The following is a 16,875-nucleotide window of genomic DNA, read 5'->3' on the forward strand; positions in this document are numbered from 1 at the left end:
AGCCGTTACAATACTGCCTTTATCTCATTCCAGGACGGCCGCCGCGCGGCCGCCGCTACCACCATGGCAGTCATATCCCTCACTTCGGCCCAACTGGCCTTCGGCCACGTGGCCTTGCTCGACCACGCGGAATTCTCGCTGGAGACGGGCGAACGGGTCGGCCTGATTGGCCGCAACGGCACCGGCAAGTCGTCCCTGCTGAAAATCATTTCGGGCCGTTTCAAGCTGGACGACGGCCTGCTGGTCATGCAGCAGGGCCTGAAGATCGCCTACGTCGAGCAGGAGCCTGTGTTCGATCCGGAGATGACGGTACACGACGCGGTCGCCTCCGGCCTGGGCGAGCTGCAGGCGCTGCTCAAGGAATACGATGCGCTTACCGGCCAGTTCGGCCAGGGCAACGACGACGCCGTCATGGAGCGCATGCACGACATCCAGGTCAAGCTGGACGCGGCCGACGCCTGGAGCCTGCCCAACAAGGTCGAAACCGTGCTGGACCGCCTCAACCTGAGCGGCGACATGCTGATGAAGACCCTGTCCGGCGGCATGCAGAAGCGGGTGGCCCTGGCGCGGGCGCTGGTGTCGGCGCCCGACGTGCTGCTGCTGGACGAACCCACCAACCACCTGGACTTCAGCTCCATCCTGTGGCTGGAAGGCTTGCTGCGCGACTTCAAGGGCAGCGTGCTGTTCATTACCCACGACCGCTCCTTCCTGGACAACGTGGCCACCCGCATCATCGAACTGGACCGCGGCAAGCTGCTGTCCTTCCCCGGCAATTTCAGCGCCTACCAGGTGCGCAAGGCCGAGCAGCTGGCCATCGAGGAGGTGGAAAACGCCAAGTTCGACAAGGTGCTGGCCCAGGAGGAAATCTGGATACGCAAGGGCGTCAAGGCGCGCCGCGTGCGCGACGAGGGCCGGGTGCGCCGGCTGGAAGCGCTGCGCCTGCAGCGCGCCGCGCGCCGCGAGCAGCAGGGCCAGGTCAAGCTGGAAGTGTCGTCCGGCGAACGCTCCGGCAAGATCGTGGCCGAGCTGGAAAACATCAGCAAGCGCTTCGGGGAGCGCACCATCGTGCGCGATTTCACCGGCACCATCCTGCGCGGCGACAAGGTCGGCCTGATCGGCGCCAACGGCGCCGGCAAGACCACGCTGCTGAAAATGATACTGGGCGAACTGGCGCCGGACAGCGGCGTGGCCAAGCTGGGCACCAAGCTGCAGGTGGCGTACTTCGACCAGATGCGCACCCAGCTCAACGAGGAAGCCAGCCTGGCCGACACCATCTCCCCCGGCAGTGACTGGGTCGAGATCAACGGCCAGAAAAAGCACGTGATGAGCTACCTGGGCGACTTCCTGTTCGCCCCCGAGCGCGCCCGTTCGCCGGTCAAGTCGCTGTCCGGCGGCGAACGCAACCGCCTGCTGCTGGCGCGGCTGTTCGCCAAGCCGGCCAACTGCCTGGTGCTGGACGAACCCACCAACGACCTCGACATCGACACCCTGGAGCTGCTGGAGGAACTGCTGGAAGAGTACAGCGGCACCGTATTCCTGGTCAGCCACGACCGCACCTTCCTGGACAATGTGGTGACCCAGGTCATCGTGGCTGAGGGCGATGGCCAGTGGCGCGAATTCGTGGGCGGCTACAGCGATTGGGAACGGGTGCGCGACACCGTAGCTACGCCGGCCAAGGCGGCCAAGCCGGCCGGGAAGGGCGAGACCAAGGCCGAGCCCGCGCCTGCGCCGGCGACTCCACCGGCCGCCAAGCCGAAAAAGCTCAGCTTCAAGGAGCAGCGCGAGCTGGACGAGCTGCCGGCCCGCATCGCCCAGCTGGAAAACGAGCAGACCGCGCTGACCCTGCAGCTGTCCGAACCGGACTTCTACAAGCGCACCCCGGCCGAGGCCAAGCGCGTCAATGCGCGCATTGCCGAGATCGAGGAAGAGCTGCTGGCGGCCCTGGAACGGTGGGAGCAGATCGAATCCGGTAATAAAGCCTGATCGGCCGGCGCGCCGCCTGCGGGCCAGCGCGCCATGCTGTACTATCTCCGGGTACCTTATCCTGGAGAGTCCATGTTACGCTTGAAGACGCTGGCCTACAGCCTGGCCTTGCTGGGTGCGCTGTCCGCGCCCCTCGTTCCCGTTCATGCCCAGCGCGCCACCCCGGACGCGGCGCCCGAAATCGCCACTGGCTACGCCGAGAAATCCGCCATCACGGCCAGGAAGTACATGATGGCGGCCGCCAATCCGCTGGCCAGCGACGCCGGCTACCAGATGCTCAAGCGCGGCGGCGCCGCCATCGACGCCGCCATCGCCACCCAGCTGGTGCTGACCCTGGTGGAGCCGCAATCGTCCGGCATAGGCGGCGGCGCCTTCCTGCTGTACTTCGACGGCAAGCAGGTGCACGCCTACGACGGCCGCGAAACGGCGCCCGCCAGCGCCGACGAGCATTTGTTCCAGGACGCCAGCGGCAAGCCGGTGTCGCGCGAGGTGGGCGTGATCGGCGGCCGCTCGGTGGGCGCGCCGGGCGTGCTGCGCATGCTGGAGCTGGCCCACAAGCAGCACGGCAAGCTGCCCTGGAAAACCCTGTTCGAACCGGCCATCCAGCTGGCCGAGAATGGCTTCGCGGTCAGCCCGCGCCTGAACGCGTTGCTCAAGTACGACCGCTACCTGGCGCGCGACCCGGTGGCGCGCGCCTACTTCTTCGACGCCGAAGGCCAGCCCTGGCAGGTCGGGCACATCCTGAAAAATCCCGAGCTGGCACGCACCCTGCGCGAGATCGCCGCCGGCGGCGCCGACGCCTTCTACAACGGCCGCATCGCGCGCGACATCGCCGCCAAGGTGGCCGGCCACGCCACCAATCCGGGCAAGCTGACGGCGGCCGACATTGCCGGCTACCGCGCCAAGGAGCGCGATCCGGTGTGCAGCGATTACAAGAAGTGGACCGTGTGCGGCATGCCGCCGCCATCCTCGGGCGGCATTGCCATCGCCCAGATGCTGGGCATCCTGGAAGTGAAGGACATCAGCCCCTACAAGCCGGTCAAAGGCGTGCCGGGCGTGGATGCGGTGCACCTGTTCAGCGAGGCCGGCCGCCTGGCCTACGCCGACCGCAACCGCTATGTGGCCGACACCGATTTCGTACCGCTGCCGGGCAGGGGCATCGCCTCCCTGCTGGACAAGGGCTATCTGGCGCAGCGCGCGGCCCTGATCACGGAGCGTTCGCTGGGCCGCGCCCCGTACGGCGTCCCGCAGGGCATGCAGGTGGCCTGGGGCGCCGACACCGCCATCGACAAGCCGTCCACCTCGCACCTGGTGGCGGTGGACGGCTTTGGCGGCGGGCTGTCCATGACCACTTCGGTGGAAGACGCCTTCGGCTCGCGCCAGATGGTGGACGGTTTCCTCCTGAATAACCAGCTGACCGATTTCTCCTTCGACTCGGTGGACCAGGACGGCCCCATCGCCAACCGGGTCCAGGCCGGCAAGCGGCCGCGCAGCGCCATGTCGCCCACCCTGGTGTTCGACAAGGCCAGCCGCGAGTTGGTGCTGGCCACCGGTTCGCCGGGAGGTTCTGCCATCATCAACTACGTGGCCAAGGTGCTGGTCGGCACCCTGGACTGGAACCTGGACGTGCAGCAGGCCATCAGCCTGCCCAACCTGGGCAGCCGCAACGGTCCCACCGAGCTGGAGGCGGGCCGCTTCCCGGCCGAGGAGGTGGCGCAGCTCAAGGCGCGCGGCCACGACGTGAAGGAATTCGACCAGAACTCCGGCCTGCAGGGCATACAGCGCGTGCGCGTGGGCGGCCAGCCGGTGTGGCTGGGCGGCGCCGATCCGCGCCGCGAGGGCGCCGTGCGCGGCGATTGACCTTCCCCCCGCCGGCCGACCCTGTTACCCTAGGCGGAATGGGAATACAGAAGAAAACCGGCTTGATACTGACCGGCGGAGGAGCGCGCGCCGCCTACCAGGTGGGGGTGCTGCAGGCAATCTCGCAGATCCTGTGGGAAGAGGGCTGGCCGCCGGCCCGTAATCCCTTTGAGATCATTTGCGGCACCTCGGCCGGCGCCATCAACGCCACCGCGCTGGCTTGCCGCGCTGATAACTTCGGCGAGGGCGTGCAAAAACTGCTGGACGTGTGGCAGCACATCGAAGTCGGGCAGGTCTACCGCGCCGACTCGCTGGGCGTGCTGCGCTCGGGCGCGCGCTGGCTGTCGCTGCTGTCGTTCGGCTGGCTGCTGCGCAAATGGCGCGCCGCGCCGCCCACCTCGCTGCTCGACAATACCCCGCTGGTGGGCCTGCTGCACCGCATGCTGGACCTGCCGCGCCTGGACATGGCGCTGTCCGAGGGACTGCTGCATGCGCTGGCCGTGACCGCCTCCTCCTACACCAACGGCGAGCACCTGACCTTTTACCAGACCCTGGCCGACATCCAGCCCTGGGTGCGCACCCAGCGCCTGGCCCTGGCCGACCAGATCGGGGTCGAGCACCTGCTGGCTTCCTCGGCCATCCCCTTCATCTTCCCGGCCACGCCCCTGTACCTGGGCGGCCACCGCGAATACTGCGGCGACGGCTCCATGCGCCAGCTGGCGCCGATCTCGCCCGCCATCCACCTGGGCGCGGACAAGGTGCTGGTGGTGGGGGCGGGCCGCCTGACCGAGCCGGCGCGCAGCGCCAGCGACCGCGCGGCGGCGCGCTATCCCAGCCTGGCGCAGATCGCCGGCCATGCGCTGTCGTCCATCTTCCTGGACGGCCTGGCGGTGGACATCGAGCGCCTGGAGCGTATCAACCGGACCTTGTCCATGCTGCCGCCGGAATACCTGCGCCAGACCCCGCTCAAGCCCATACAACTGCTGGTGATCGCCCCGTCCGAGCGGCTGGACGACATAGCCAGCCGCCATATCGCCAGCCTGCCGGCGCCCATCCGCACCATGCTGTCGGGCATAGGCGCGACCGAGGCGCGCGGCGCCGCGCTGGCGTCCTACCTGCTGTTCGAGTCCACCTACACCTGCGAACTGATACGCCTGGGGCAGCGCGATACCCAGGCCCGGCGCGCCGACGTGCTGGCCTTTTTCTCCTCGTGAGGCGCGGGGCGGCCGCCGGCTCCTGCGGATATGCGGTAAGATGAAGCCGGTGCCGTCTTGACATGGGGTCAATGGGCACTGGAGAGAGGCATGAAAGTTTTGGTGGTGGATGACGACGTGGTCTCGCGCATGGTGCTGATGCACCTGATCGACGGCTGCGGCAAATTCGATATCGTGGAAGCGGAGGATGGCGCCGACGCCTGGCGGCAGCTGGAGGGCGGCTTGCGTCCGGCAATCTGCTTTTGCGACCTGCGCATGCCGCATTTGTCCGGCATGGAGCTGCTGCAGCGCGTCAAGGCCGACCCCGAACTGGCCGGCGCGCCTTTCGTGCTGGTGACCTCGGCCAACGACCAGGACACGGTGGACGCGGCCATTGCCGCCGGCGCTGCCGGCTACGTGGTCAAGCCCTTCCAGGCGCCGCAGGTGCGCGAGCAGCTGGCCGCCCTGCTGGACGCGCCGCCCGCCCTATCGCTGGCGGGCCCCACGCCGGAGGCGGAAACGCCGCAGGCGACCCTGGCGCGGCTGGGGATCAAGCCGGACCGCCTGCTGGTCTACCTGAACGGCTTCCACAACCAGCTGGACGCGGCGGCGGCCGACCTGGCCGCCATGCTGGCGGCGAACCAGCAGCCCGAGGCCCAGGCCCGCCTGGAGCGCCTGTACACTGGCTGCATCACCCTGGGCCTGCACGGCGCTGCCGATGCCCTGCGCGGTCTGGCCCCGGCTGCGCTGTCGGCCGGCGCCGTGCAGCTGGTGCTGGACGGCGTGCGGCGCGCCGTGCAGCACCAGGCGGAACTGGTACGCCAGGGCGGCGCCGCCTGAGTGGGTCCTTCCTTGCCAGTACCTTCTGTGGCCAGCACGAACCGGGCAAGCGCCCACACCGACGGCTTTGCGCGCGAGCGCCTGCCGCCCGCCGCGCTGTGGCCCGAGCTGTGTTTCGACCTGCCCGAACTGCACTATCCGCAGCGCCTGAACTGCGCCGCCGCGCTGCTGGACGCCGCCGTGGCGCGCGGGCAGGGCGATCGCATTGCCATCCGTGGCCAGGGCGTGGCCTGGAGCTACGCCGAACTGCAGCGCCAGGTGGACCGCATCGCCCATGTGCTGCGCGGGCCGCTGGCGCTGGAGAGCGGCAACCGGGTGCTGCTGCGCGGCGCCAATTCGCCCATGATGGCGGCCTGCCTCCTGGCCGTGTTGAAGGCCGGGCTGATCGCAGTACCGACCATGCCGCTGCTGCGCGCGGGCGAGCTGGGCGCCATCATGGAGCGCGCGCGCGTCAACGCCGTGCTGTGCGAGCACGGCCTGCGCGGCGAGCTGGAGGCGGCGCCCGGCGTGCCGCCCAAGCTCCTGTGGTTCGGCGGCGCCGGGCCGGGCATCGATACGCTGGAATACTGGAGCGCGCGCCAGCCGGACCGCTATGACGCGGTGGACACGGCGCTGGACGATATCTGCCTGATCAGTTTTACCTCCGGCACCACCGGCGTCCCCAAGGGAACCATGCACTTCCACCGCGACCTGATGGCGATCTGCGACTGCTTCCCGCGCTCGGTGCTCAAGACGCAGGCCGACGACGTGTTTGCCGGCACGCCGCCGCTGGCCTTTACCTTCGGCCTGGGCGGCCTGCTGCTGTTTCCGCTGCGGGTGGGCGGCTGCGCCGTGCTGGAACAGCTCACCCCGGAAACCCTGCTGCAGGCGGTGCAGGACTACCGCGCCACCATCACCTTCACGGCCCCCACCGCCTACCGGCAAATGGCGGCGCTGGCGCCGCGCTACGACCTGTCCAGCCTGCGCAAGTCGGTGTCGGCCGGCGAAGCGCTGCCGGTGGCCACGCGCGACGCCTGGCGCCACGCCACCGGCATCGAACTGATAGACGGCATAGGCGCCACCGAGCTGCTGCACATCTTCATTGCGGCGGCCGACGGCCAGGTGCGGCCCGGCGCGACCGGCAAGCCGGTGCCGGGCTACCAGGCCTGTGTGCTTGATGGCGAGGGCAGGCCGGTGGGGCCGGGCGTGGTCGGCCGGCTGGCCGTCAAGGGCCCGACCGGCTGCCGCTACCTGGACGATGCGCGCCAGCGCGACTACGTGCTGGACGGCTGGAACCTGACCGGCGACGCCTACGAGATGGATGCGGACGGCTATTTCTACTATCGTGCGCGCACCGACGACATGATCGTCTCGGCCGGCTACAACATCGCCGGACCCGAGGTGGAGGACGCGCTGCTGGGTCATCCGGCGGTGGCCGAATGCGGCGTGACCGGCGTGCCGGACCAGGAACGCGGCCAGCTGGTGCAGGCCCACGTGGTGCTGCGCACCGGCTTCCAGCCCTCGGCCGCGCTGGTGCGCGAGCTGCAGGACTTCGTCAAGCGCCGCATCGCGCCCTACAAGTATCCGCGCTCGCTGCGCTTCGTGGCGGCCCTGCCGCGCACCGAGACCGGCAAGCTGCAGCGCTTCCGGCTGCGGAGCGGCGCATGAACATCGTGTGCCTGGGCGGCGGTCCGGCCGGCCTGTATTTCGCGCTGCTGATGAAACAGCAAGACCGCGCCCACCGCGTCACGGTCGTGGAGCGCAACCAGCCCGACGCCGCCTACGGCTGGGGCGTGGTGTTTTCCGACCAGGCCCTGGAGCGCCTGCTGCAGGCCGATCCGCCCAGCGCGCAGGCGATCCAGGCCGCCTTGCACCACTGGGACGATATCGAGATCCACTTCAAGGGGGAATGCGTGCGCTCAGGCGGCCACGGTTTCAGCGGCATAGGCCGGCGCCGCCTGCTGCAAATCCTGCAGGCCCGCTGCCGCGAGCTGGGAGTGGAACTGGTGTACGGCAGCGAGGGCGACGATCGCGAACTGGCCGCGCGCCACCAGGCCCATCTAGTGGTCGCAGCCGACGGCCTGCACAGCCGCACCCGCGCGCGCTACGCCGACAGCTACCAGCCGCGCATCGAAAGCCGCCACTGCCGCTACATCTGGCTGGGCACGCGCCGGCGCTTCGACGCCTTCACCTTTGCCTTCCGCCAGACCGCCTACGGCTGGTTCCAGGCCCATATCTACCAGTTCGACGGAGATACCTCGACCTTCATTGTCGAGACGCCGGAAACGGTATGGCGCGCGGCCGGCCTGGACCGCATGGAGCCGGCCCAGGCCATCGCCTTTTGCGAACGGCTGTACGCCGACCTGCTGGACGGCCATGCGCTGCTGGCCAACGGCCCACCGCAGTGGAGCACCTTCACGCAGCTGGTGTGCGGCCGGTGGGTGCACTGGAACGGCGCCGTCCCGGTGGTGCTGATGGGCGACGCCGCCCATTCGGCGCATTATTCGATAGGCTCGGGCACCCGGCTGGCGCTGGAGGATGCGATAGCATTGGCGGACTGCCTGCAGCACATGGATGACGGCGCCCAGGACGCGGCGCAGGGCGGCCTGCGCGGCGCGCTGGACGCCTACCAGGCAGCGCGCGCCGTGGAAGTGCTCAAGCTGCAGAGCGCCGCCCGCAATTCCATGGAATGGTTCGAGAACGTCGAACGCTATGGAAGTCTGGAGGCGCCGCAGTTCGCCTACTCCATGCTGGCGCGCAGCCAGCGCCTGTCGCACGAGAACCTGCGCCTGCGCGACGCCCGCTACGTGGCCGGTTACGAGGCCTGGCTGGCGCGGCGCGCCTTCGAACACGCCGGCCTGCCGATGCCGTCCGCTCCCGCGCCGGAAGGCTTGCCCATCCCGCCCATGTTCACGCCGTTCCGTGCGCGCGGGGTGCTGCTCAGGAACCGCATCGCAGTCGCGCCCATGGCGCAGTACAGCGCGGTGGACGGCGTGGTGGGCGACTACCACCTGGCGCACCTGGGCGCGCGCGCGCTGGGCGGGGCCGGCCTGGTGTTCACGGAAATGACCGGCGTCTCGGCCGAGGCGCGCATCACGCCCGGCTGCCCCGGCATGTATGCGCCCGCGCATACGCTGGCGTGGAAGCGCATCGTCGACTTCGTCCATGCGCACAGCGACGCCAAGATCGCCCTGCAGCTGGGCCATGCGGGCGCCAAGGGTTCCACCCGGCCCATGTGGGAAGGCATGGACCAGCCGCTGGCGCGCGATAACTGGCCGCTGGTGTCGGCCTCGCCGCAGCAATACCTGGAAGGCGTGTCGCAATGGGCGCGCGAGCTGGACGAGGCAGGCATGGCGCGCATCGTGGACGATTTCGTGCGCGCCACCCTGGCGGCGCAGGAAGCGGGCTTCGACTGGCTGGAGCTGCACTGCGCGCATGGCTACCTGCTGTCGTCCTTCATTTCGCCGCTGACCAACCGGCGCACCGACGCTTATGGCGGCAGCCTGGAGCTGCGCTGCCGCTTCCCGCTGTGGGTGTTCGCCGCCGTGCGCGCCGCCTGGCCCCAGGACAAGCCGATCAGCGTGCGCATCTCGGCCCACGACTGGGTCGAAGGCGGCATCACGCCGGACGATGCGGTGGCCGTCGCGCGCCTGTTCCAGCAGGGCGGGGCCGACCTGATCGACTGCTCTTCCGGCCAGGTCAGCAAGCGCGAGCAGCCGCGTTATGGCCGCATGTACCAGGCCCCGTTCGCCGACCGCATCCGCAACGAGGCCGGCATCGCCACCATCGCGGTGGGCGCCATCACCTCCGCCGACCAGGCCAACGGCATTATCGCGGCCGGCCGCGCCGACCTATGCGCGGTGGGCCGGCCGCACCTGGGCAATCCGGCCTGGACCCTGCTGGAAGCGGCTACAATCGGCTATGCCGGCGCGCGCTGGCCGCTGCCGTACTTGCCCGGCAAGCAGCAGTTGGAGCGTGCGCGCCGCGCCGGCAACGACATCAATGGCCCATCCCCCGATTGAGCGGGCGGGCCAGCAACCACCAAGGACAGTCCCATGCGTTACCTGACAGGGGAGTCCGGCCAGCTGCCGGGCACCCGCACTGCGCTGGCCGGATACCGGGCCAGCCATTTCCTGTTCGAGGCCAGTGATGGCGTCGCCACCGTGACCCTGAACCGCCCCGAGCGCAAGAACCCGCTCACCTTCGATTCCTACGCCGAATTGCGCGACCTGTTCCGCGCCCTGGCGCGCGCCGACGACATCCACGCCGTGGTGCTGACCGGCGCCGGCGACAACTTCTGCTCCGGCGGCGACGTGCACGACATCATCGGCCCGCTGACCAGGCTGGACATGCCCGGCCTGCTGGCCTTCACCCGCCTGACCGGCGACGTGGTGAAGGCCATGCTGGCCTGCCCGCAGCCCATCGTGGCGGCGGTGGACGGCGTGTGCGTGGGCGCCGGCGCCATGCTGGCGCTGGGTTCCGACCTGCGCCTGGGCACGGCGCGCAGCAAGACCGCCTTCCTGTTCACCCGGGTCGGCCTGGCGGGCTGCGACATGGGCGCCTGCGCGCTGCTGCCGCGCGTGATCGGCCAGGGCCGCGCCGCCGAGCTGCTGTACACAGGACGTTCCATGTCCGGCGAGGAGGGTGAACGCTGGGGCTTCTTCAACAGCCTGCACGCGCCGGACGCGCTGCCGGCCGCGGCCCAGGCGCTGGCGCGCAGCCTGGCGGACGGCCCCACTTTCGCCCACGGCATGACCAAGACCATGCTGCAGCAGGAATGGAGCATGGACGTGTCCCGCGCCATCGAGGCCGAGGCCCAGGCCCAGGCCATCTGCATGGCCACCAATGATTTCCACCGCGCCTACCACGCCTTCGTGGCGAAACAGAAGCCGGTGTTCGAGGGCGATTGACATGAGCGACAAGACTTACCTGGACTGGCCGTTCTTTGAAGCGCGCCATGCGGTGCTGGAGCGGGAGCTCGATGCGTGGGCCGGGGCGCAGCTGGCGCAGCACCATGACGACGTGGACGCCGCCTGCCGCCGCCTGGTGCGCCAGCTGGGCGACGCCGGCTGGCTGCGCCACGCAGTGGCCGGCGTGCGGCATGGCGGCAGCGCCGAGGCCATCGACACGCGCGCCATCTGCCTGCTGCGCGAAACGCTGGCGCGGCACGACGGCCTGGCCGATTTCGCCTTCGCCATGCAGGGCCTGGGCGCAGGCGCCATCAGCCTGTTCGGCGATGCGGCGCAGCGCGCGCGCTACCTGCCGGCAGTGGCGCGCGGCGAGGCCATCGCGGCGTTCGCCCTGTCCGAACCGGAAGCCGGATCCGATGTGGCTGCCATGCGCTGCGCCGCCGTGCGCGACGGCGACGGCTATGTGATCGATGGCGAAAAGACCTGGATTTCCAACGGCGGCATCGCCGATTTCTACACCGTGTTCGTGCGCACCGGGGAGCAGCCCGGCGCGCGCGGCATCAGCGCCTTCATTGTCGATGCGGATACCCCGGGGCTGGAGATTGCCGAACGCATTGCCGTCATGGCGCCGCACCCGCTGGCGCGCCTGCGCTTCCGTGGCTGCCGGGTGCCGGCCAGCCAGCGCATCGGCGAGGCCGGGCAGGGCTTCAAGGTGGCCATGGCCACGCTGGATGTGTTCCGTACCTCGGTGGCCGCCGCCGCGCTGGGTTTTGCGCGGCGCGCCCTGGACGAAGGCATGGCGCGGGCCGCCTCGCGTCCCATGTTCGGCCAGCTGCTGTCGGACTTCCAGCTGACCCAGGCCAAACTGGCTCAGATGGCCACCGGCATCGACGGCGCTGCCCTGCTGACCTACCGCGCCGCCTGGCTGCGCGACCAGGGACGCAATGTGACGAAAGAGGCGGCCATGGCCAAGCTGAGTGCCACCGAGACTGCCCAGCAGGTGATCGACGCCGCCCTGCAGCTGTTCGGCGGCCAGGGCGTGGTCAGCGGCCACGTGGTGGAGCGCCTGTACCGCGAGATCCGCGCGCTGCGCATCTACGAGGGCGCCAGCGAGGTGCAGCAACTGATCATCGCGCGCGAGCTGTTGCGCGGGCTGCAGTCCGGGGAGGGATAATGGAGATTTTGCAACCGCCGGGCTGGGCCCGGCCGCGCGGCTATTCCAACGGGGTGGCGGCCAGCGGCCGCATGGTGTTCGTCAGCGGCATGGTGGGCTGGGACGGGCAGGGCGTGTTCCACAGCGATGATTTTGCCGCCCAGACCCGTCAGGCCCTGCTCAATATCGTGGCCGTGCTGGCCGAAGCCGGGGCCCGTCCCGAGCACATCGTACGCATGACCTGGTACGTTTTGGACAAGGAAGAATACGTAGCGGCATACCGCGTTATTGGCGAGGCCTACCGGGAGATTATCGGTCGGCATTACCCAGCCATGACGGCAGTGCAGGTTTCAGGGCTGATCGAAGCACGGGCGCGGGTTGAAATCGAAGCCGTCGCAATAATACCTCCTGCTTATAAAAACCGACAGCTAAACTGTTGACTTTTTTGCAAAAAAATGATATACAACAACGCTAGGGTATCTACATCAACTTTGCTCGGAATAAAGAATGAAAAAATATTATGGCGTCCAAATTTTAAGATTTATCGCCGCGACACTAGTCGTAATTGATCATTTTGTAGGAAATATACTTCAGAATTGGAAAAATTCTGAAAGCTATTATGAACCGTACTTCGGCGCTGTGGGAGTGATGGTTTTTTTTGCCATTAGCGGCTTTGTAATGGTTAAGAGTCAATATAATACATTTGGCTCAATTGGGTCTGCGGGTGATTTTTTCATTCGCCGATTAATAAGAATACTTCCCTTGTACGCGATTGCAACCACGTTGCAGTATATTAATAAAATCAACGGTGGGCCCGATTTTCGGTTTTTAAACTTTCTCAAATCAATATTTTTTATTCCTTTTCAAATGTCTGGAGGGCAATATAGACCTATATTGGGTCAGGGATGGACTTTGAATTTGGAAATGTTTTTCTACCTCGTATTTGCCGCATCCTTGTGTCTTCCGAGAATAAAAGGATTGTTACTCAGTGTTCTGACTTTTTTGATACTGGCGCTCTGTAGTTTTCATGCTGAAAAGTTAAATGTTATCTTCCGTTTCTATGCGTCGACCATTTTGTTGTTTTTTGTCTGTGGAATGCTGGTAGCACTACTTCCTGTAAATGCGTTGCGCCCAAAAAAATCGGGAATGAGTACACTAGGAGTGGCCGTTATTATAATAATTTTCATGACATCGATATCTCATTCATTCGATTATCAGGTGTGGCTCTGTATAATGTTGCCTTTAGTTTGTGTGGTGCTCTACTTGGCTTTAGCTTATCAACCTGTGTCACAAGGGTGGTGGGTGAGGATAATGTCAAAACTTGGCGATGCTTCATATAGCACTTATCTCTTCCATACTTTTGTGTTAGGCGGCATGAAAATTCTCTCAAATTCTGTAACAGAGGGCCAATATGGCAACTTGGTTGCCCTGACGTTGCTTTGTTGTGTTGCTGCTAACCTTCTTGGGCTTGTGGTCTATCGTTTTATTGAAATGCCATTGACCAACACGGTCAAGGATATGGCATTAAGTTGGATCGACCGATGGATGGGAGTCAAACCTTCGGCCTGAGTTGGTGCTGGTATCGATGGTTCCACAAATCCCGCTGTAAAAGCCGGATTTTACTACTCTAAGATCACTGGAATAATTAGTGCTTGCGCCTTATCATCGTAAGTGTAAAGCCAGCGCCGTCTTGAGCCGAGGGACGAATTGATTGATGATGGCATCACACCGCTGGGAAGCGGCGTGTTTTTTAAGCCAAGGGAAGCTGCGCTGCGCAGTTCGAGGGCAGGAAGTCATCGACCCGGTTGACGGGATGCTCGGCGATGTTGGCCAGCGCATGTCGTAGCCAGGCTTCCGGATCGCGAGCACCGCGATGTTTAAGGCCGATCGCGGCCGCCAGATCCGCTCTGGCCGGCACCAGTCTATGCCTTCGAGCAGCATCGACAGCTGCGCCTGGGTCAGCGCCACGGTGCCGTCAGCAGCCTAGGGCCAGACGAAGCGGCCGCGCTCAAGGCGTTTGGCGAGTGAGCACATGCTGTCGCCACTCCACTTTTGCATCCCAAATTCAATCATGGCGACGTGCTGCACTCAATTAAAGACGGTGTTGTTGAGACGCTTACTTATCATCTTGCGGTCCGTCTCCATCCCCGCTACCGATGCAAACTCATCGGGTCGGGCTTCGCGCAGATTTTTTTTTGAGCAGATTTTCCAAGGAAAATCTGGGCGAAGGTTCCAGCATCCTTTCGATCCCCAAGGGACGTAGAAAGTGATACGCCAACAGCGGGATCGTGATCCCTGCGAAGGTTCCCAAGCTGATATGCATAGGGTAGTTCTGAACATGCAGAAACGATTTCAGAACGATACGGATGCCGCTCGCCACCAGCGTGTGCATCACATAAATTACCATCGACGACGTGCCAAGAAATGCAAGCCATTTCATCTCGTATCGGCTTTTAGAGAGAGCCATGCAGCAGAGGCATATGGCAAATATACAAAGCAAGGCAATTGCAATTTCGACGGGGCCGCGCGTAGCCCAACTCATGCGATAAACGAATGTATAAAGGTATTGTGCGAGTATGGCGATACAGGCGGCGGGCCAGAGGAGTTTTTTATGATGGCGCCATATCAAGGCCTCGATTTCTTTGAAATATACGCCTACCGCAAAGTAGATGAAGTAGTACATCACAAAGTCAATAGCCTTGATGGCTGTATAGGGAGCGCCTATCAGCATTGGAATTGAGCTGGCGCCAGCAATCCAGATGTAGGTCCGCGGGTTGGCATGGCGGTAGATGGGCACCGCAGTCAGCATGATGAAAAACATCGCATACAGGAACCAAAATTGCGCCCGTGGCAACCATAATACAGATAAGACCTGGCTCGGCGTCACATGCCCGTTTGTCCACCGACTCATGGTGACTTCGACAAATCCCTGCAGCAAGGACCATATCAAATAAGGATATACAATGTTATCTAGCTTATTTGCAATAAATTGCATGCTTCCACGCCGATCCAGAGACGCCTTGAAGAAGAGACCGGATAAAAAGAAGAACAACGGCATGTGGAAGGAGTAGATGACATTGTCGATTAAAGTGTATGTTTCAGCATCCATAGGTATGCGGGCATTGAACAATCCATTCGCAACATGGCCGTACACCACCAAGCAGATGCCAACTCCCTTGGCATAGTCCACCCACAAATTTCGCATGCAAAATCCTTGTCGAGAAGCGTAGAGCGCCCACCGTAGTGCGGGTGCCACCCATTATAAGTTGAAAACTTGTCACTTGGTAAGCGACATTGTACGCATCCTACCCTGACCGTCCCTGAATCGCTCCGGATTTGAAGGAGGCTCCGACTTTTGAGAAAATGGAACCACCATGAGAAATCAGTCCGAGATTTCCCCAAAGTGATGGAGCGCGCCCTGCGCATCGTCTAAGAGGCCGGCAGCGAGTACGAGTCACAGTGGACAGCCAACATGTCCATCGCAGCCAAAATAGGCTGTACAGCCGAAACCCTGCGCCGCTGGGTACGCCAGCGAGAGATCGGGAACACAGGCCAGCGTGAAGCCGTCGAGCTGGCGACGCTGGCGTGGATTACTTGGTTCAATCATCATCGCTTACTCGAACCACTGGACTATATACCGCCGGCCGAATCTGAGGCAAACTACTATCGACGACTTCCCGAGCAGGCTAAGTCGGCTGACTCACAGTGCCCTCTCAGGGTGCTCGGATCGAAGCGGTTTTCAATTCCTTGCTTTCCGCACCGGACAGCGTGCCTGCTTGATTCTCCGATAAATTTCGTGAGTCTGGTTTATCCCAGGGGTTTCAATAAACCGGTGCGTGAGATAGCACAGAGCTATCAACAGGGGAGTTAATGCCCAGACCAGCAGCCAATGTGCTGAAGGCGCTAATTCTCTGGCCCGCTCAGGGCCCATCCATAGATTAAAAGAAATGTACAAAAGTATTCCATGCAGTAAATAGATGCTGTATGCCATGTCTCCCAGTACGCGTGAACTGGGCGTGGTCAGAGCGCCAAACAATGTGTTGCCGGAGCTGATGATGGAGAACGTGATGGTCAGCAGTACAATGGAAATTACTTGGTCCGGAAAATGCGAGTAGATGACCGTGGCGACCACGCAAAGTACTGCGATTACGGACGCAACCGGCGTCCCAGCCCAGTGTTTGAACCAGCTTTGGCGATATAGCAGAGATGCTATCAATCCCCCCAAAAAATAAAGATAGGGAAAGGGAAAATAGTGGCTATGGAGCGCATTTGCTACGATAAATAGCAATGCAAGGAGGCTGAACACAATATAGCTCAAGGGCACCGTACGACGGGTCAAGGCGGCAAGCAGGGGGAGCAAGAAATAAAACCCCCACTCATAAGGTAAAGACCATGTCACCCCCGCAGTAATCAGATACGTATCGCGTATCCCATTCAGGTCAGGCATGCGTAGCGCAGTGAAGGCCAACCAATGGATGAGGGCTGCCATGTTGGTGCGAAAAGAGCTGTTTTGCTGCCCTTGGGACAGCGTCGCAACTATGATGCACATGACTGCCACTGCGAACAAGTACAGCGGCGTGATCCGCATGAAACGGGACAGATATAGTCGGGACCAATCGATGGGGCGGTCTGCGGAGTCTAAAACCTTGTTAAAGAACAAGAATGCCGTGAGCATGAAGAAGAGTGCCACGCTGCTCTTCCCCATGTGGGTGTAGACATGCGATTCCGAAGCGACCCAATGGCCGTTCAGAAGGTAAAAGCGCCAATAGCTGGCGTGGTGGATGAAGACAAAGAAGGCAAGATATCCGCGTAGCCCATCAAGGGAGCTCGTGCCTCCGTGATCAGGCGGAGCGCTACCCCAACGGGCTATGCAATAGCCGCTCAGTACGGCAAGCATGATGGCTACTATGGCGGGGATGATGCTCAGGGTATCCATGCAGTTCGCTCAAGAAATAAG

The 16,875-nt window shown here is 63.9% G+C and carries 12 protein-coding genes and 2 pseudogenes; 12 read left to right on the forward strand and 2 right to left on the reverse strand.

Annotated elements, in window-relative coordinates; all coding sequences use genetic code 11:
• Nucleotides 1-63: 63 nt before the first annotated feature.
• From ACLB1G_RS22405 to ACLB1G_RS22450, 10 genes are all read left to right on the forward strand, one after another.
• Nucleotides 64-1,983 carry an ATP-binding cassette domain-containing protein gene (locus ACLB1G_RS22405; RefSeq protein WP_491629463.1) on the forward strand — a complete coding sequence of 640 codons (1,920 nt, stop codon included), beginning with the start codon at nt 64-66 and terminating at the stop codon, nt 1,981-1,983.
• A gap of 72 nt (nt 1,984-2,055) precedes the next feature.
• On the forward strand, nt 2,056-3,843 hold the full coding sequence (gene ggt / locus ACLB1G_RS22410; RefSeq protein WP_491629464.1) for a gamma-glutamyltransferase: 1,788 nt from the start codon (nt 2,056-2,058) through the stop codon (nt 3,841-3,843).
• Between the two features lie 38 nt (nt 3,844-3,881).
• Nucleotides 3,882-5,057: a patatin-like phospholipase family protein gene (locus ACLB1G_RS22415; protein WP_491629465.1), complete on the forward strand. Its 1,176-nt coding sequence runs from the start codon at nt 3,882-3,884 to the stop codon at nt 5,055-5,057.
• Nucleotides 5,058-5,147: 90 nt separating this feature from the next.
• Nucleotides 5,148-5,876, forward strand: a complete 729-nt coding sequence (locus ACLB1G_RS22420) for a response regulator (protein ID WP_491629466.1) — start codon at nt 5,148-5,150, stop codon at nt 5,874-5,876.
• Between the two features lie 27 nt (nt 5,877-5,903).
• Nucleotides 5,904-7,523, forward strand: a complete 1,620-nt coding sequence (locus tag ACLB1G_RS22425; protein WP_491629467.1) for an AMP-binding protein — start codon at nt 5,904-5,906, stop codon at nt 7,521-7,523.
• Nucleotides 7,520-9,877: a bifunctional salicylyl-CoA 5-hydroxylase/oxidoreductase gene (locus ACLB1G_RS22430; RefSeq protein ID WP_491629468.1), complete on the forward strand. Its 2,358-nt coding sequence runs from the start codon at nt 7,520-7,522 to the stop codon at nt 9,875-9,877. The genes ACLB1G_RS22425 and ACLB1G_RS22430 overlap by 4 nt, the downstream gene beginning before the upstream one ends.
• A gap of 33 nt (nt 9,878-9,910) precedes the next feature.
• A complete protein-coding gene (locus ACLB1G_RS22435; protein ID WP_491629469.1) occupies nt 9,911-10,765 on the forward strand; it encodes an enoyl-CoA hydratase family protein in 855 nt (284 codons plus the stop codon).
• Between the two features lies 1 nt (nt 10,766).
• The gene (locus tag ACLB1G_RS22440; protein ID WP_491629470.1) at nt 10,767-11,939 is read left to right on the forward strand and encodes an acyl-CoA dehydrogenase family protein; all 1,173 of its coding nucleotides are present in this window, start codon (nt 10,767-10,769) and stop codon (nt 11,937-11,939) included.
• Nucleotides 11,939-12,358 (forward strand): RidA family protein, encoded by a 420-nt coding sequence (locus ACLB1G_RS22445; protein ID WP_491629471.1) that lies wholly within the window; start codon nt 11,939-11,941, stop codon nt 12,356-12,358. Before ACLB1G_RS22440 ends, ACLB1G_RS22445 begins: the two co-directional genes overlap by 1 nt.
• Before the next feature lie 67 nt (nt 12,359-12,425).
• A complete protein-coding gene (locus ACLB1G_RS22450; protein WP_491629472.1) occupies nt 12,426-13,487 on the forward strand; it encodes an acyltransferase family protein in 1,062 nt (353 codons plus the stop codon).
• Between the two features lie 595 nt (nt 13,488-14,082).
• Here the strand turns inward: ACLB1G_RS22450 and ACLB1G_RS22455 are convergent.
• Nucleotides 14,083-15,123 (reverse strand): acyltransferase family protein, encoded by a 1,041-nt coding sequence (locus ACLB1G_RS22455; protein WP_491629473.1) that lies wholly within the window; start codon nt 15,121-15,123, stop codon nt 14,083-14,085.
• A 201-nt stretch (nt 15,124-15,324) separates the two neighbouring features.
• Between ACLB1G_RS22455 and ACLB1G_RS22460 the strand changes: the two are divergent.
• Nucleotides 15,325-15,480, forward strand: a pseudogene (locus tag ACLB1G_RS22460) (IS3 family transposase); the annotation flags it as partial.
• Nucleotides 15,475-15,606 (forward strand): annotated as a pseudogene (locus tag ACLB1G_RS22465) (IS3 family transposase); the annotation flags it as partial. The pseudogenes ACLB1G_RS22460 and ACLB1G_RS22465, both read left to right, overlap by 6 nt.
• Nucleotides 15,607-15,657: 51 nt before the next feature.
• Here the strand turns inward: ACLB1G_RS22465 and ACLB1G_RS22470 are convergent.
• Nucleotides 15,658-16,854 (reverse strand): acyltransferase family protein, encoded by a 1,197-nt coding sequence (locus ACLB1G_RS22470; RefSeq protein WP_491629474.1) that lies wholly within the window; start codon nt 16,852-16,854, stop codon nt 15,658-15,660.
• Nucleotides 16,855-16,875 lie beyond the last annotated feature (21 nt).

It is taken from the genome of Duganella kummerowiae, assembly GCF_053572355.1.

Excerpts from the sequence above, each read along its gene's own strand:
- ACLB1G_RS22405 (WP_491629463.1), top strand. The coding sequence starts at position 64 with ATGGCAGTCATATCCCTCACTTCGGCCCAACTGGCCTTCGGCCACGTG.
- ggt (WP_491629464.1), top strand. The coding sequence starts at position 2,056 with ATGTTACGCTTGAAGACGCTGGCCTACAGCCTGGCCTTGCTGGGTGCG.
- ACLB1G_RS22415 (WP_491629465.1), top strand. The coding sequence starts at position 3,882 with ATGGGAATACAGAAGAAAACCGGCTTGATACTGACCGGCGGAGGAGCG.
- ACLB1G_RS22420 (WP_491629466.1), top strand. The coding sequence starts at position 5,148 with ATGAAAGTTTTGGTGGTGGATGACGACGTGGTCTCGCGCATGGTGCTG.
- ACLB1G_RS22430 (WP_491629468.1), top strand. The coding sequence starts at position 7,520 with ATGAACATCGTGTGCCTGGGCGGCGGTCCGGCCGGCCTGTATTTCGCG.
- ACLB1G_RS22435 (WP_491629469.1), top strand. The coding sequence starts at position 9,911 with ATGCGTTACCTGACAGGGGAGTCCGGCCAGCTGCCGGGCACCCGCACT.
- ACLB1G_RS22440 (WP_491629470.1), top strand. The coding sequence starts at position 10,767 with ATGAGCGACAAGACTTACCTGGACTGGCCGTTCTTTGAAGCGCGCCAT.
- ACLB1G_RS22445 (WP_491629471.1), top strand. The coding sequence starts at position 11,939 with ATGGAGATTTTGCAACCGCCGGGCTGGGCCCGGCCGCGCGGCTATTCC.
- ACLB1G_RS22450 (WP_491629472.1), top strand. The coding sequence starts at position 12,426 with ATGAAAAAATATTATGGCGTCCAAATTTTAAGATTTATCGCCGCGACA.
- ACLB1G_RS22455 (WP_491629473.1), bottom strand. The coding sequence starts at position 15,123 with ATGCGAAATTTGTGGGTGGACTATGCCAAGGGAGTTGGCATCTGCTTG.
- ACLB1G_RS22470 (WP_491629474.1), bottom strand. The coding sequence starts at position 16,854 with ATGGATACCCTGAGCATCATCCCCGCCATAGTAGCCATCATGCTTGCC.